This is a genomic window from Streptomyces sp. NPDC048436 (assembly GCF_043200355.1).
Lineage (GTDB): Bacteria > Actinomycetota > Actinomycetes > Streptomycetales > Streptomycetaceae > Streptomyces.
Window position 1 is genome coordinate 283,546 of the sequence record NZ_JBICXP010000007.1, and the last position, 15,696, is coordinate 299,241.

The 15,696-nt window shown below is 70.5% G+C and carries 13 protein-coding genes and 1 pseudogene; 6 read left to right on the top strand and 8 right to left on the bottom strand.

Going from position 1 to position 15,696, the window contains the following annotated elements:
• Positions 1–96: 96 nt before the first annotated feature.
• The 3 genes from pfkB to ACGFX9_RS25145 all read right to left on the bottom strand — a co-directional run bounded on the left by pfkB (position 97) and on the right by ACGFX9_RS25145 (position 3,662).
• Positions 97–1,044 (bottom strand): 1-phosphofructokinase, encoded by a 948-nt coding sequence (gene pfkB / locus ACGFX9_RS25135; RefSeq protein ID WP_393476596.1) that lies wholly within the window; start codon positions 1,042–1,044, stop codon positions 97–99.
• Between the two features lie 65 nt (positions 1,045–1,109).
• Positions 1,110–1,871: a DeoR/GlpR family DNA-binding transcription regulator gene (locus ACGFX9_RS25140; RefSeq protein WP_393476098.1), complete on the bottom strand. Its 762-nt coding sequence runs from the start codon at positions 1,869–1,871 to the stop codon at positions 1,110–1,112.
• 192 nt (positions 1,872–2,063) lie between these two features.
• Complete coding sequence (locus ACGFX9_RS25145) at positions 2,064–3,662, bottom strand: MFS transporter (RefSeq protein ID WP_393476101.1); 1,599 nt, start codon at positions 3,660–3,662, stop codon at positions 2,064–2,066.
• Positions 3,663–3,724: 62 nt separating this feature from the next.
• Between ACGFX9_RS25145 and ACGFX9_RS25150 the strand changes: the two genes are divergently transcribed.
• Positions 3,725–4,774: a helix-turn-helix transcriptional regulator gene (locus ACGFX9_RS25150; protein ID WP_393476104.1), complete on the top strand. Its 1,050-nt coding sequence runs from the start codon at positions 3,725–3,727 to the stop codon at positions 4,772–4,774.
• Positions 4,775–5,050: 276 nt separating this feature from the next.
• On the opposite strand, the gene ACGFX9_RS25155 is transcribed toward ACGFX9_RS25150, so the two are convergent.
• The gene (locus tag ACGFX9_RS25155) at positions 5,051–6,058 is read right to left on the bottom strand and encodes an RNA polymerase sigma factor RpoD/SigA (RefSeq protein ID WP_393476107.1); all 1,008 of its coding nucleotides are present in this window, start codon (positions 6,056–6,058) and stop codon (positions 5,051–5,053) included.
• A gap of 184 nt (positions 6,059–6,242) precedes the next feature.
• Between ACGFX9_RS25155 and ACGFX9_RS25160 the strand changes: the two genes are divergently transcribed.
• Both ACGFX9_RS25160 and ACGFX9_RS25165 read left to right on the top strand, forming a co-directional pair.
• On the top strand, positions 6,243–6,770 hold the full coding sequence (locus ACGFX9_RS25160) for a GNAT family N-acetyltransferase (protein ID WP_393476110.1): 528 nt from the start codon (positions 6,243–6,245) through the stop codon (positions 6,768–6,770).
• Positions 6,771–6,854: 84 nt separating this feature from the next.
• Positions 6,855–7,894 (top strand): annotated as a pseudogene (locus ACGFX9_RS25165) (questin oxidase family protein).
• 23 nt (positions 7,895–7,917) lie between these two features.
• Here the strand turns inward: ACGFX9_RS25165 and ACGFX9_RS25170 are convergent.
• The gene (locus ACGFX9_RS25170; protein WP_393476113.1) at positions 7,918–8,700 is read right to left on the bottom strand and encodes a dioxygenase; all 783 of its coding nucleotides are present in this window, start codon (positions 8,698–8,700) and stop codon (positions 7,918–7,920) included.
• Between the two features lie 129 nt (positions 8,701–8,829).
• On the opposite strand from ACGFX9_RS25170, the gene ACGFX9_RS25175 reads away from it, so the two are divergent.
• Positions 8,830–9,345 (top strand): MarR family winged helix-turn-helix transcriptional regulator, encoded by a 516-nt coding sequence (locus ACGFX9_RS25175; RefSeq protein WP_393476116.1) that lies wholly within the window; start codon positions 8,830–8,832, stop codon positions 9,343–9,345.
• Between the two features lie 66 nt (positions 9,346–9,411).
• On the opposite strand, the gene ACGFX9_RS25180 is transcribed toward ACGFX9_RS25175, so the two are convergent.
• On the bottom strand, positions 9,412–10,929 hold the full coding sequence (locus ACGFX9_RS25180) for an MFS transporter (protein ID WP_393476119.1): 1,518 nt from the start codon (positions 10,927–10,929) through the stop codon (positions 9,412–9,414).
• A gap of 115 nt (positions 10,930–11,044) precedes the next feature.
• Entirely contained in the window at positions 11,045–11,701 is a 657-nt protein-coding gene (locus ACGFX9_RS25185) for a TetR/AcrR family transcriptional regulator (RefSeq protein ID WP_393476122.1), read from the bottom strand.
• Positions 11,702–11,991: 290 nt separating this feature from the next.
• On the opposite strand from ACGFX9_RS25185, the gene ACGFX9_RS25190 reads away from it, so the two are divergent.
• Positions 11,992–13,275 (top strand): M6 family metalloprotease domain-containing protein, encoded by a 1,284-nt coding sequence (locus tag ACGFX9_RS25190; RefSeq protein WP_393476125.1) that lies wholly within the window; start codon positions 11,992–11,994, stop codon positions 13,273–13,275.
• Positions 13,276–13,304: 29 nt separating this feature from the next.
• On the opposite strand, the gene rho is transcribed toward ACGFX9_RS25190, so the two are convergent.
• Positions 13,305–14,501: a transcription termination factor Rho gene (gene rho / locus ACGFX9_RS25195; RefSeq protein WP_393476128.1), complete on the bottom strand. Its 1,197-nt coding sequence runs from the start codon at positions 14,499–14,501 to the stop codon at positions 13,305–13,307.
• A gap of 358 nt (positions 14,502–14,859) precedes the next feature.
• On the opposite strand from rho, the gene ACGFX9_RS25200 reads away from it, so the two are divergent.
• The gene (locus ACGFX9_RS25200; protein ID WP_393476131.1) at positions 14,860–15,657 is read left to right on the top strand and encodes a 3-hydroxybutyrate dehydrogenase; all 798 of its coding nucleotides are present in this window, start codon (positions 14,860–14,862) and stop codon (positions 15,655–15,657) included.
• The last annotated feature ends 39 nt before the right edge of the window (positions 15,658–15,696 follow it).

Below are 15,696 nucleotides of genomic sequence, written 5' to 3' on the forward strand. Positions count from 1 at the left end.
GGCTCCTTCGCACGCGTATCGCCCGGGGGGCGGGGGTGGGGACGGGGGTTGAGGTGGAGCGGGGGTGGGGCAGGGGGTGGGGCTGGGGGTGGGGAGTCATGGCGCCGGCTCCGTCAGTACGCGGTCCAGCGGGACCTCGGTGGTGACGGTGACCGCGTCCGGGGCGAGGTCCGACGGGGTCGGCATCGCGCTGCCGGGCAGCTGGACCGCCGCCGCGCCGTGCGCCACGGCGGAGGCGAGGGCTTTCGCGCCGGTGCCGCCCGCGATGAGGAAACCGGCCAGGGACGAGTCACCGGCGCCGACGTTGCTGCGTACGGCGTCGACCTGGGCGCTGCCGAAGTACGTGCCCGAGTCGTCCACCAGGAGCTGGCCGTCGGCTCCGAGGCTGGCGAGTACCGCGCGTGCGCCGCGCTCCCGCAGCTCCTCCGCCGCCTTGACCGCGTCGCCGACCGTGGCCAGCGGGCGGCCCACCGCTTCGGCGAGCTCCTCCGCGTTCGGCTTGACGACGTCGGGGCGTTCGGCGAGGGCGGCGAGCAGCGCGGGGCCTGAGGTGTCCAGGGCGATCCGGGCTCCGGCGGCGTGCGCGCGGGCCACCAGGTCGGCGTACCAGGAGGGTGCGAGGCCGCGCGGGAGGCTGCCGCAGCAGGCGATCCAGTCGGCCCCCGAGGAGCGTTCCCGTACGACGGAGAGCAGCGACTCGGCCTCGGGCGACGTCAGTTCGGGCCCGGGTGCGTTGATCTTGGTGAGGGTGCCGTCCGGTTCGGCCACCGCGATGTTGGACCGGGTCTGGCCGGCGACCGGGACGGGGGCGACCTTGATGCCCTGTTCGTCGAGAAGCTGGGCGACGAGCGCGCCGGGCGCACCGCCGAGCGGCAGCACGGCGAGCGTCACGGCACCCGCCGCCGCGACGGCCCGCGACACGTTGACGCCCTTGCCGCCCGGGTCCATCCGCTCCCCGGTGGCCCGGATGACCTCACCACGGTCCAGCGAGGGGACCTCGTAGGTGCGGTCGAGGGAGGGGTTGGGGGTGACGGTGAGGATCATGCGCGTACGTACCGTTTCTGTGCCGAACTGCTGCTTGCCGCTGCCCGCGTTCACGTCCCCGCCGCTCACGCCCGGATCACCTCCGTGCCGCCGCCCTCGATCGCCGCGGCGTCCTCGGGGGTGAGGCCGGTGTCGGTGATCAGTAGGTCTACGTCGTCCAGGTCGCCGAAGCGGGCGAAGTGCTCCTGGCCGTGCTTGGTGGAGTCCGCGAGGAGCACCACGCGGCGGGCCGCGCCGATCGCGGCGCGTTTCACCGCCGCCTCGGCGAGGTCGGGGGTGGTCAGGCCGGCCTCCGCGGAGAAGCCGTTCGCGGCGACGAAGAGGACGTCGGCTCGGATCTCTCCGTACGCCCGCAGCGCCCACGCGTCGACCGCCGCGCGCGTACGGCTTCGGACCCGGCCGCCGATGAGGTGCAGCTGGATGCCGGGGTGGTCGGCGAGGCGCGCGGCGGTCGGCAGGCCGTGCGTGACGACGGTGAACGTCGACTCCAGCGGCAGCGACGCCGCGAGCCGGGCGACCGTCGAGCCCGCGTCGAGGATGACGCTGCCCTCGACCGGCAGCTCGGCGAGGGCGGCCCGCGCGATGCGGTCCTTCTCGTCGGCCGCTGTGCCTTCCCTCTCCGCGAGGTCGGGCTCGAAGTCGAGGCGCCCGGCCGGTATGGCACCGCCGTGCACCCTGCGTACGAGACCGGCGCGGTCCAGAGCCTTCAGGTCACGCCGGATGGTCTCGGCGGTGACCTGGAACTGCTCGGCCAGCGACAGCACGTCGACCCGCCCGCCGTCCCGTGCGAGCCGCAGAATCTCCTGCTGCCGCTCCGGTGCGTACATGTCCGTTCGCCTCCGCCAGATGCCCGAGCTTGTGGGTTCCCTGGAAGAATACGATTGGATTTCCAGAAAGTAAACAACTTCGGGCCCACTTCGGACACAAACGGACTTCCTCTGTACTGAAGTCCCTGGACACGGGTGCGGCCCGGGCGGAGCTCAAGGCTCCACCCGGGCCGCACCCGCCAACAGCACCGCTCAGGAGGTCAACGCGGGCTCCCGCTCCGGGAGTCCACCGGAACCCTCACTGACGCCGCCAGCATCCACGCCGTCCCCGGCATCCACGCCATCCCCGGCATCGTTCACGTCACCGTCGCCGCCGCCGCCCTCGACGTGCTGCCGCGGCTTGGCCGGCAGCGCGAACATCAGCAGGAAGATGACGACGAGCACGCCCACGACCCACCACAGCGAGTTCTGGAACGCGTCCACGAACTCCGCATGCATCCGACTCGGCGCGGCCTTCTCGTCGATCATGCCGAAGAACACGACGGAGACCAGGCCGAGCCCGAGCGCGGTGCCCATCTGCTGCACGGTGTTGAGGAGACCGGACGCGGACCCCGAGTGCTCACGCGGCACCTCCGAGAGGATCGCGTCGGTCAGCGGCGCGACGATGAAGCCCATCCCGGCACCCATGACAACCAAGGGGAGCGCCATCTGCCAGGACGCGATGTCCGCGCCGTACCGGCCCGCTTCCCAGATGTAGAGCAGCACCCCGGCGGCCATGGTGAGCGCGCCGGCCTGCAGCACCTTGCGTCCGAACCGCGGCACGAGCAGCTGCACCGACATACCGGCCGCCGCCGACACGGCGATCGAGAACGGCACCCCCGTGGTGCCCGCCCGCAGCGCGCTCCAGCCGAGCCCGTCCTGCATGTAGAGCGTCCAGACCAGGAAGAAGATGCCCATCGTGACGCCGAAGACGGTCTGCACCGCGATGCCCGCCGCGAAGCTCTTCACCTTGAACAGGGACAGCTCCACCAGCGGCGAACCGTCCTTGGCCGCCTTCGCCTTCTCGTACGCGATGAGCGCGCCGAAGACGACGAGCCCGCCCGTCATCATGGCGTACCCCCACAGCGGCCAGTCCAGCTCGCGCCCGCGGGTCAGCGGGTAGAGCACCATCAGCAGGCCGAGCGTGACGAGGACGACGCCGACGAGGTCGAGCCTGAGGGCCTTCGGCGCCTTGGACTCAGTGATGAACTTGCGTCCCAGGATCAGCCCCGCGATTCCGACGGGCAGGTTGATGAGGAAGATCGGCCGCCATTCGAGCCCGAAGAGGTTCCACTCGGTCAGCAGCGCGCCGAGCAGCGGTCCCGAGACCGCGCCCAGTCCCACGACCATCCCGAAGAGACCGAAGACCTTGCCGCGCTCGTGCGCGGGGAAGGTCGCGTGCACGATCGAAAGGACCTGCGGCACCATCATCGCGGCCATGCCGCCCTGCAAGATCCGGGAGGCGACCAGCATCTCCGGGTTGGCCGCGAAGCCGCAGAGCGCGGAGGCGAGCGTGAAGCCGCCGATTCCGAGGAGGAACATCCGCTTGCGCCCGAAGATGTCACCGAGACGACCGCCGGTGATCAGTCCGGCCGCGAAGGCGAGCGCGTAGCCCGCGGTGATCCACTGGATCTGGCTGAACGTGGCGCCCGCGTCCTCGCGTATGGAGGGGATCGCGATGTTGACGATGGTGACGTCGACGAGATCCATGAACGCCGCGGTCATCACGATCGCGAGGGCGAACCAGCGGCGCCGGTCGGCGGCTGCGGCCGCCGCTCCGGTCGGGGGTGTGGCAGGGCTGCTGTAAGTCATGGGAGGAGACTAGAAGCCATATAGGCCAGACCGTGTCCTAGATGGGCGGCATCGTGGAAGACATGACCTCGAATCCGGGTACACCACCGCGTACGACGCGTACGAGCCCTGCCGCTTCGGAGAGATCCGGCGGATCCGGCGGTACGGACACCCCGGCGCGGCTGCTCCAGCTCCTCTCCCTCCTCCAGACCCCGCGCGAGTGGCCGGGCGGGGAGCTGTCCGACCGGCTCGGCGTCAGCCGCCGCACGGTCCGGCGCGACATCGACCGGCTGCGGGATCTCGGCTACCCGGTCCAGGCGAGCCAGGGGGCGAGCGGCGGATACCGCCTGGTCGCGGGCAAGGCGATGCCGCCGCTCGTCCTCGACGACGAGGAGGCGGTGGCGATCGCGGTGGGGCTGCGGGCCGGGGCGGGGCACGCGGTGGAGGGGGTCGAGGAGGCGTCGGTCAGGGCCCTCGCGAAACTGGAGCAGGTGCTTCCGTCCCGTCTGCGCCATCGCGTCCAGACCTTGCAGATCGCCACGACCCCGCTGACCAGCGGGGACGGTGCGAGCATCGCGCCCGAGACGCTTACGGTGATGGCGTCAGCGGCGGCGGGCCAAGAACGCCTCCGCTTCGCGTACCGCTCAGGCGACGGCACGGAGTCCCGCCGCCTGACGGAGCCGCACCGGCTCGTGTCGACGGGGCGGCGCTGGTATCTGGTGGCGTACGACATCGACCGCGACGACTGGCGCACCTTCCGGGTCGACCGGGTGTCGTCCCCCTTCGCGACCGGGGCCCGCTTCGTGCCGCGGGAGCTGCCTACGGGGGACGCGGCGGAGTACATCCGCCGGTCGATGTGGCGGGGTCAGGAGTCGTACGAGATCGACGTGACGTTCGAGGCGCCGGCCGAGTCGATCGCGGCGAGGCTGCCGGGGGCGCTGGGTACTCCGGAACCCCTCACCTCCTCGACGTGCCGCCTGCGCTCCACGGTGACGGACGCGGTGGACTGGCTGGCGGTACGGCTCGCCATGACGGGCCACGACTTCGTGGCCCACGGGCCTCCCGAACTGGTCGCGTCCCTCCACACCTTGGGCACACGCTTGACGCGGGCGTCGACGTCCGGAGCCGTCTGATCCTGCCGAGCGCGTCGTCCGCCGACTGCGGGCGCGAGGCACTTTCCCGCGCTCCGCGCGGGGGTCTCCCGCCCACCCACCCGAGCACCCCGGGGCAATCGGGTGGGTGGGCGGGAAAGATCCGCGCGAAGCGCGGAAAAGAGTCACCCGATGCCGCCCGACGGAAAAGACGCAAGCGCAACCCAAGAAGCCCCCACCGCCCCCAAACACAAACGAGCCCCGGTGCCGGGGGGATGGCACCGGGGCTCAGCTCAAGACGGGAGCTTCGCCGGCCGCCTAGGCCGCCGCGTCGAACCCCGTGTCCCGCGCCAACTTCTTCAGCTCCATCAACGCGTGCTTCTCGATCTGCCGGATCCGCTCCCGCGTAAGCCCATGCTGCTTGCCGACCTCCGTCAGGGTCCGCTCCCGGCCGTCCTCGATGCCGTACCGCATCTTGATGATGGAGGCCGTGCGCTGGTCGAGGCGGCCTATCAGGTCGTCCAGTTCCTCGCTGCGCAGCAGCGTCATGACGGACTGCTCGGGCGAGACCGCGGAGGTGTCCTCGAGGAGGTCACCGAATTGCGTGTCCCCGTTGTCGTCCACGCCCATGTTGAGCGAGACCGGGTCACGGGCCCAGTCCAGGACGTCCGTCACGCGCGCGGGCGTGGAGTCGAGCTCCGCGGCGACCTCCGCCGGCTCCGGATCGCGCCCGTGCTTGCGGTTGAACTCGCGCATGACACGGCGGATCCGACCCAGCTCCTCGACCAGGTGGACGGGGAGACGGATGGTGCGGGACTGGTCGGCTATGGAGCGCGTGATGGCCTGGCGGATCCACCACGTCGCGTACGTGGAGAACTTGAAGCCCTTGGCGTAGTCGAACTTCTCGACCGCGCGGACCAGGCCCGCGTTCCCCTCCTGGATCAGGTCGAGGAGCGGGAGACCGCTGCGCGGATAGCGGCGCGCGACCGCGACGACCAGGCGCAGGTTGGACCGGATGAAGACGTCCTTGGCCCGCTCGCCGTCCGCGACCAGAGCGTCGAGCTCCTCGCGGGAGGCGGACGAGGCCGCGGCGGAGCCCTCGACTTCGCCGTCGATTATCTTCCGGGCGTACACACCGGCCTCGATGATCTGGGACAGCTCGACTTCCTTGGCGGCATCGAGCAGCGGCGTACGCGCGATCTCGTCGAGGTACATGCCGACCAGGTCGCGGTCGGCGATCTCCCCGCCTACGGCGCGAACACTGCGTGCCGCGTCGGTCTCGCCGGAGGCGGCGGACTTACGACGGGCGACGGCACGGGTTGCCATGCGTGCTCCCTTGCGGTGGTGGTCCTGGTCGGCCCTTCTCACGGGCCCCTGTGGTAGAAGCCACACCCTCCCGGGTGCCCAGCTTCTGATGGAAACAACGACTGGAATCCGGACAGAATTCCCAACCCGCACATCTATTTTCCTGGCGTTGCAGTACCCTGTCCCGCCACAAGGGGGAGGCAAGATGCCGTCGGAACCAACCGAGGTGCAGGTCAGGCCCGGCGCGGAGGCTGACCTCGGGGCCCTGACCGACATCTACAACCACTATGTACGTGAGACGCCGATCACCTTCGACACGGACGTCTTCCTGCCCGAAGAGCGCCGCCCTTGGCTGCTCTCCCACCCTGAAGACGGCCCTCACCGCCTGATGGTTGCCCAGGAGCGGGATTCGGGCCGGATCCTCGGGTACGCCACCAGTAGCCCTTTCCGGCCGAAGCCCGCCTACACCACTTCAGTGGAAGTCAGTGTCTACTGCGCACCGGACGCAGGGGGCCGCGGCATCGGCACCCTGCTCTACAAGGCGCTCTTCGAGGCCCTTGAGGGCGAGGACCTGCACCGCGCCTACGCCGGGATCGCCCAGCCGAACGACGCGTCGGCCCGCCTCCACGAACGCTTCGGCTTCCGGCACGTCGGCACCTACCGCGAGGTCGGCCGGAAATTCGGCCGCTATTGGGACGTCGCCTGGTACGAGCGCCCTCTCGGCCCCCAGTAGCCCACTCCTCAGGAGAAGGTCCTAGGTCCCGGCCTAGGCCGCAAGGCCGTTACGCCCCGCTCGCACCCCACCTACCGTGCCCCCATGGACGACGCCTCAGCCGAAAGCACCGACACCTCTGGCACCCTCGACGAAGCCCTCCAGCGCCTGCACACCTCGGGCCCCGAACGGCTCGGACGGCTCACCAACCACGCACCGATGGCCGTCGAGGCGCTCGCCGCGCGTGGGCAGTCCGCGGCGGTCCACCGCTGGCTGGAGCTGTACGAGCCGAAGCTGGAGGAGTTCCCGGCCGCGGTCGAGCCGGTCACCGGCGAGAACTGGCGCGAGGCCCTCGGTGATCCGCGCCGCGCCGCGGACTGGATCGCGTACTTCGGCCGGGAGACCGGCGAACGCCCGTGGCGCGACGTACTCGCCGAGTGGTGGCCGCGTCTGCTCCCGGCATGTACGGCGGCTCCACGCACCCCGTGATCCGGGTGGGGCACGCCGTGCGCACCCTGCTCACCACCCCGGCGACCGAGCCCCGCACAGCCGAACTCGCCCACGGCCTCGGCTACTGGGCCGCCCGCCACCACCCCGTCACCGGCATCACGCTCCTGCCGTCGGGCGCCGGCACCGCCGCCGACGCCCTGGACTCCGTCGCGCCGATCTCGGAGCGGGAGACCGGCGGCTTCCCCGCCAGGCTCGGCCGGGTCGCGGGCCTGCCCACGTGGGCGGCAGGCGTTCGTGACCCCGACGAGGCGCACCGCGCACTCACGGAGCTGGTCCGCGCGGCCACCCACCGATACGCCACGCACGGCCATGGCGAGGAGACGATGCTGGTGCACGCCTCGACCGCGCCCAACGCCGTGCTGCGCGCCCTGCCCGCGCTCCCCCGCACGCTGTGGGCGCCGAGCCTGCACGCGGCCTGGACGGCATCGGCAGCCGTGACCTCGATGTACGCCCCGGACGCCCCGGTCACGTACACAGCGCCCGGCACCTTCGCCCCCGAGGAGGTCTTCGAGCGGGCCCTGGCGCACGGCAACGAACACGTCATCAAGTTCACCGACACGGCACTCGACGTGGGCGACGAGCGGGCCCTGGCGGCGGCCCTGCGCGCGATCGAGATCAGCGAGCCGCTGACCTGAGCCCGACAGCACCCTGAAGGCGATCAGCCGAACTGCACCGACCTCTTCGCGAGCCCCATCCAGAACCCGTCGATCACACTCCGCTGCCCGCCAAGGTCCCCCGCGGCCTCCGCCGCCCCCAGCGTCACGAACAGGGGCGCGAAATGCTCGGTGCGCGGATGTGCCAGCTCGCCCGCGGGGGACTTGTGCCGGAAGTCGAGGAGGCCGTCCACATCGCCCGCGTCGAGCGCCTCGTGCCCCCAGGCGTCGAACTCCACCGACCACGACGGCGTACCGCCCTGGCGCAGTGCCGCCAGGTTGTGCGTGAAGAAGCCGCTGCCGACGATCAGCACGCCCTCGTCCCGCAGCGGCGCCAGCTTCCGGCCGATGTCCATCAGGCGCCCGGGGTCCAGGGTCGGCATGGAAATCTGGAGTACGGGGATGTCCGCGTCGGGATACATCTCGACCAGCGGGACATACGCTCCGTGGTCGAGCCCGCGATCCGGGATGTCCTGCACCGGCGTACCCGCCCCGCGCAGCAATTTCCGTACGGAATCGGCCAGTTGAGGGGCGCCGGGAGCGGCGTACGTCACCTGGTAGTAGTGCTCGGGGAAGCCCCAGAAGTCGTAGACGAGGGGCACCCGCTCCGTCGCGCCGAGCGCGAGCGGGGCCTCCTCCCAGTGGGCGGAGACCATGAGCACGGCCTTGGGGCGTGGCAGCCCGGCCGACCAGGCACGGAGCTGGTCCGGCCAGAGCGCGTCGTCAGCCAGCGGCGGTGCGCCGTGGCTGAGGTACAGGGCGGGCATGCGCTCCTGGGTTGCGGTCATGGCGGCGCCTTCCGAGAACGTGCGGGAACGACTCACTTCGATTTACTTTAACTCTCAAGCTTTCGCTCGATGATGAGCCTACTCCAGCATTGTTTAACTTTCAAGTAAGGGTTGCGTACAGTGGAGTACATGGACACGGCACCCACTTCTCCCCCCGACGGGGACCCGCGCTGGCTCGACGACGAGGAACAGCGCACCTGGCTCGCGTATCTGCACGCCACCACGCTCCTGGAGGACCACCTCGACCGCCAGTTGCAGCGCGACGCGGGCATGCCGCACATCTACTACGGCCTGCTCGTCCAGCTCTCCGTCGCCCCGCGGCGGCGGCTGCGCATGACGGAGCTGGCCAAGAACAGCAAGATCACCCGTTCCCGCCTCTCGCACGCGATCGCGCGCCTGGAGAAGAGCGGCTGGGTGCGCCGCGAGGACTGTCCTTCCGACAAGCGCGGCCAGTTCGCGATCCTCACCGACGACGGGTACGAGGTGCTGCGCAGGACCGCCCCCGGCCATGTCGCCGCCGTACGCCAGGCGCTGTTCGACCGGCTCAGCCCGGAACAGCAGAAGTCCCTCGGCGACATCATGATGATCGTCGCCGAGGGACTTCAGCCGAAGGAGGCGGGAGCGGACCTGCCCTGGCTCCGCTGACTCCCCTTCAGGAATGGCTCTCCTTCAAGGAATGACTCTCCTTCAGGAGGTGCCGGTTGCCCGTGGTCAGTGCGCGACCACCGGGATCCGCACCTCCTCGGAGTCCTTCATCACGCCGTCGGTGTCGCCGGATGCGGCGGGAGCGCCGCCCTGCGCACCGGTGTTGATGAGCGCGAAGGCGATCGCGGCGGCGGCCGCCAGGATGCCGACGGCCCACCAGATCGCGCTGGTGTAGCCCTCGACCATGGCCTGCGCCTGGACCAGCTTCTGGGCCGCGGGAGTCGTCGCGCCCGCCGCGTGCGAGGCGACGTACGCGGTCGTGGCGGAGGCGGCGATGGTGTTCAGGAGGGCCGTGCCGATGGCGCCGCCGACCTGCTGCGAGGTGTTGACCATCGCGGAGGCGACACCGGAGTCACGCGGCTCGACACCGTGCGTGGCGAGCGACATGGCGGGCATGAACGCCGTACCCATGCCGAGACCGAGCAGCAGCTGCGCGGGCAGGATCAGACCGGCGTACGAGGTGCCGATCTCCAGCTGCGTCAGGAGCAGCATGCCGACGGCCGCGACCACGAAGCCGGGGCCCATCAGGAGCCGCGGCGGGACGCGGGTCATCAGACGGGCGCCGATCTGCGTGGAGCCCGTGATCATGCCGACGATCATCGGCAGGAACGCGAAGCCGGTCTTCACCGGCGAGAAGCCCTTGACGATCTGCAGGTAGTACGTGAGGAAGAGGAACAGGCCGAACATCGCGATGATCGCGAGGCCGAGCGAGAGGTAGACGCCACCGCGGTTGCGCTCGGTCAGGACGCGCAGCGGGAGCAGCGGCGACTTGACCCGCGCCTCGGTGAAGACGAACGCGGCGAGCAGGACGGCGGAGCCGACGAACATGCCGACCGTCAGGGTGTCCGACCAGCCGGCGGACTCGGCGCGCGTGAAACCGTAGACAAGGGCGACCAGACCGAGGGTGGACAGGATCACGCCGGGGATGTCGAGCGGCGAGCGGTTGCGGGCGCCGGCCGGCTCACGGATGACGAAGTACGCGCCGAGCGCGGCGACGACGGCGAAGGGGATGTTCACGAAGAACGTCCAGCGCCAGTTCAGGTACTCGGTGAGGAAGCCGCCGAGGATCAGGCCCACGGCGCCACCGCCACCGGCGATCGCACCGTAGATGCCGAACGCCTTGGCGCGCTCCTTGGCCTCGGTGAACATCACCGCGAGCAGCGAGAGGGCGGCGGGCGCGAGCAGCGCGCCGAACACACCCTGCAGGGCGCGGGCGCCCAGCATCATGGCCTCACCGTTGGCGGCGCCGCCGAGCGCGGAGGCCGCGGCGAAGCCGATCAGGCCGGTCACGAAGGTGCGCTTGCGGCCCCAGAGGTCGGCTATGCGGCCGCCGAAGAGCAGCAGGCCACCGAAGGCGAGGGCGTAGGCCGTGATGACCCACTGACGGTTGCCGTCCGAGATGCCCAGGTCCTGCTGGGCGGAGGGCAGCGCGATGTTCACGATGGTCGCGTCGAGGACGACCATCAGCTGCGCGAGCGCGATGAAGATCAGCGCTTTCCAGCGCCTCGGATCTGTTTCTGACATGGGAGTAGCCACCTAGCGGTACGAGTGGTGAAAAAGTGACGTAAGCGATGCGTGCTGAGTACTGCGTGCTGCGTGCTGCGTGCTGCGTGCTGCGTGCTGTGGAGGCGAGCGAGGCTCAGGACTGGCGGAGGTCCTCCAAGGTCGCCGCCTCACCGGGCAGCTCGGAGCGGGCCGGCGCCATCAGGCCGTCGAGGAACAGCTGCAGATGGCGGTGGACGAAGCGGTCCATGTTCAGGCACGCGGTGCCGGGCAGCGGCCTGGTGAGCTGGGAGAGGGCGACCATCAGGTCTCCGACGGCGATGTCGGTGCGCAGCTGCCCGGCCGCGCGCGCCCGTTGCATGAGCCCGTCGATGACGGCTTCGAGCCGCTCACGGGCGTCGACCAGATCCGGATGATCAGGGTCGAAGGCCGCCTGGAGCATCGGGCACAGGGCACCGATCCGCTCGTCGGCGGAAGCATGTACGAACCGGCGCAGGGCGTCGAACGTGACGCTCTCGTCGGCGTCGGCCTCCGCGATCGCCTTCTCGGCGTGTGCGGAGACGCGATCGGTGACCAACAGGACGACCTGGTGGACCAGTTCGGAACGGTCGGCGAAGTGCCGGTAGACCGTGGCGTTGCCGACGCCGGCCCGGCGCGCGACCTCGTCGAGCGGCACATCGGGGCCGAACTCGACGAACATCTCGCGTGCGGCGGCGACGATCCGCTCCCGGTTGCGCAGGGCGTCGGCCCGCGGGCGGGTCGCACGGGGCTGCGCTGCGGTGGCGGCTTCCACGGCGGCACTTCCTTTCACCAAGAGGTTCGCTGCAAGAGATTCGCTGCAAGAGGTTTGCTGCGCGATGCGGGGAATCACTCCCCGCTTCACGCGGACACAGGTCTAAACGGGGAGGGAGTCCCCGGATATTTCCCATCCCCCGACTTTCTTCATGTGACCCGGGTCACACCCTCAAAAGAGGTGAACCCACCGATCGGTCGCACCCAGCGAGCGCCCGCGCATCCACCGGCACAGGGTGATCGAACAGGGTGCAGCCGGGACGGGCGGCTGCCGCGAAGGGAGGGCCACGCATGCAGCAGCCGACCTGGAGTCGGATACGCGAAGCGAGGCGTGGCGTGGCCCTCGCCGCCTGCGCCGCCCTCGCCCTCACGGTCACCACGTCGGCGAGCACCGGACGCCTGATGGAGGACTCCCCCAGCACGGCGGGCCCCGTCTCCCTGGCCCGCGCGACGACACTCGCCCCGTGCATGATCAACGGCGCGATGGGCGTCCAGATGTCGGAGGGAGTGCCCACGCCGTCCGGCTACTCCCGCTCCACCGGCACCGTCCGCGCCCTGAACCTCATGGTCGACTTCTCCGACGCCCCCGGCGAGGGCAGCGCCCTCGACCGCCTCGCGGAGTTCTTCCCGCAGACGTCGGACTGGTACCGCACCAGCTCCTACGGCCGGCTCGACTACCGGCCCGAGTCGCCCGTCCCCGACTGGCTGCGGATGCCGAAGAGCTTCAAGGAGTACGGGATAGAACGCGGCGCCCCCTTCGATCCCGGCTACCGCGAGCTGGTCAAGGACATCGTGGCGACCGCCGACCCGGATGTGGACTTCCGGGAGTACGACCTGGTCAACATCCTCATCACGCCGAACGCGGGCCCTTCCGCGCTCGACACGGTCCTGTCGGTGACCTTCGCGGGCAACAACGAGGCGCCCGTCGCGGACGGCGTCCCCGTCTCCAACGCGTCGTTCGTCTACAGCCGCCAGGACGACGGCTCGGGCAACTACCGCGAGACCGGCTACCGCGTACTGCCCCACGAGAACGGCCACGTCTTCGGCCTGCCCGACCTCTACACGCAGGAGGGCGGCGGCGCGGTCGGCCACTGGGACATCATGAGCGAGGACTGGGGCGCCAACAACGACTTGCTCGCCTGGCACAAGTGGAAGCTCGGCTGGCTCGGCGACGACCAGATCAGCTGCGCGTCGAACGCGGGCACCACCGAGCACACGCTGAGCCCGCTGGCGACGACCGGCGGCACCAAGCTCGCCTTCGTGCCGCTGGGCCAGAAGACGGGGTACGCCGTCGAGGTGCGCACCCTCGCGGGCAACGACGAGGCGGTCTGCAAGCCGGGCGTGCTCATCTACCGGGTGGACGCGGAGGTCGACACGGGCAACGGCCCGGTCACCGTCTCCGACTCCACCAAGGACAGCGGCGGCTGCACGCGCCGGCCGAACGTCCACGCGGAGCTCTCCGACGCGACCTACGAGCCCGGCCAGACCTTCACGGACACGGAGTCGGGCGTACGCATCACGGTGGCGGACGTGGACAAGGACGGCAACTACCGGGTGCACGTCACCCGCCCGTGAGGATCACGCACGTCTCCCGCCCGTGAGGATCAGCCACCGTTGACCTTCGCGGTGCCGGCGCCGGGCACGGTCTGCTGCACCTGCCGCAGGAAGGCGACGTTGTCCGGGGTCTTGCGCAGGCGCTCGATCAGCGCCTCCAGGTTGGCCTGCGGGTCCCTGCCGTGCAGGGCGCGCCGCAGTCCTCGTACGGCGGTCAACTCTTCGGCGGGCACGAGGAGTTCGTCACGGCGCGTACCGGACGGGGTGACGTCGACGGCGGGGAAGACCCGCCGCTCGGCCATGCCGCGGTCCAGGCGGAGCTCCATGTTGCCAGTGCCCTTGAGCTCTTCGAAGTAGTAGTCGTCGGCGCGCGATCCGGTCTCCACGAGCACGGTGGCGAGCATGGTCAGGGACCCGCCCTCCTCCGCGAGCCGCGCGGCACCGAAGAGGCGCTTGGGGCCCTGGATGGCGGCGGCGTCGACACCTCCGGAGAGGGTGCGGCCGCCGCTGGACGCCGCGTTGTTGTACGCGCGGCAGAGCCGGGTGAGGGAGTCGAAGAGCATGACGACGTCCCTGCCCTCCTCGGCGAGCCGCTTGGCGCGCTCGACGGCGAGTTCGGCGAGGGCGATGTGCTCCTTGGCGGGACGGTCGAAGGTCGACGCGAGCACTTCGCCGCGTACGGAACGCTTCATGTCCGTCACTTCTTCGGGGCGCTCGTCGAGCAGCACCACCATGAGGTGCGCCTCGGGGTGGTTGGCGCTGACGGCCGCGGCGATCTGCTGGAGCAGGACGGTCTTGCCGGTGCGGGGCGGCGCGACGATGAGGCCGCGCTGGCCCTTGCCGACGGGGGCGACGAGGTCGATGAGCCGGGTCGCGATGGAGCCGCCGCCGTGCCCCGGGGTTTCGAGACGGAGCCGCTCGCGGGGGTGCAGCGGGGTGAGGTCCCCGAACCGCGCCCGCCTGTGCAGGGCTTCGGCGGAGTGGCCGTTGACCCGCTCGACACGGGTGAGCGTACGGGCCTTGCCGCACTCGCCCTGGACCATGTCGCCGGCGCGCAGGCCGAGTTGGCGGATGAGGGCGGAGGGGACCTGTACGTCGCCCGGGGTGGGGAGGAAATCGCCGGTACGGAGATGGCCGTTGGCATTGTGACTCACGTCGAGGATGCCGGATGCGGCGACGGCGGGGGGCGTGGCCGTGGTTGTGGCTGTGGTGGTGTTCTTGTTCCGGGTGATGGTTGCGCTACTCATGATGGGGTCCTTTCGCGGACATGCGAATGAGGGGCCCGGCGGGATGGTGTGATCACGTCCCGTACGACGGGCGGAGGGAAAACTGCGGCAAAGGGCTTCGGAAAACCACGGAAGCTTCAAAGCTGCGGGAGCCTCACAGAGGCGGTAGAAAGAAGATCGGCACCGGCGCCGCAGAAGGCGGCGTACACACGTGCTGTTCGCAAGGTAGCACAGCTTTGGCGACGCCTGGCGTGACGTGGGTCACCAGGGCAGAGTCCGCTCAGGGCCTGATCGACGCACCCACCCACATGAAGCGCCCGGCGGTTATGTGGGCCCCACACATGGGATCCCCCCGCGGCCCGCCCTTACGTTTCCGGCCATGACGAGCCCCACTCCCCGCGGTGTCACCCCCGCCGGAACCGACCTCAACGGAACCGACCTCACCGGACGCACCGCCCTGGTCACCGGCGGCGCGAGCGGCATCGGGCGGGCCTGCGCCATGGCCCTGGCGGGCGCCGGAGCCTTCGTCCACGTCGTGGATCTGGACGCCGACGCGGCCAAGGACGTCGCCGACGCCCTTGACGGTGAAGCCCACGCCGTGGACCTCGCCGACCCCGCCGCGATCGGGGCCCTGCCGACCCGCGTCGACATCCTCGTCAACAGCGCGGGGCTCCAACACGTCGCCCCCATCGAGGAGTTCCCCCCTGAGCGGTTCGACCTGATCCAGAAGGTCATGGTCACCGCCCCGTTCCTCCTCGTGCGCAGGACCCTGCCCCACATGTACGCCAAGGGCTGGGGCCGCGTCGTGAACATCTCCAGCGTGCACGGGCTGCGGGCCAGCCCCTTCAAGTCCGCGTACGTCGCCGCCAAGCACGGTCTGGAGGGCCTGAGCAAGGTCACCGCGCTCGAAGGCGCGGAGCGCGGGGTCACCAGCAACTGCCTGAGCCCCGGCTACACCCGTACCCCCCTCGTCGAGGACCAGATCAGCGCCCAGGCCGCCGCGCACGGCATAGCGCCCGAGCAGGTCCTGACCGACGTACTGCTGCGGCGTTCCGCGGCCAAACGCCTGATCGAGCCCGAGGAGATCGCCGCCGCCGCGCTCTGGCTCTGCGGCCCGCACAGCGGTTTCGTGACGGGCGCGTCGCTTCCCCTGGACGGCGGCTGGACCGCCGGCTGAACTCCCGCTCCTCCAGAGCCATTTCACGCACCCCGAGCT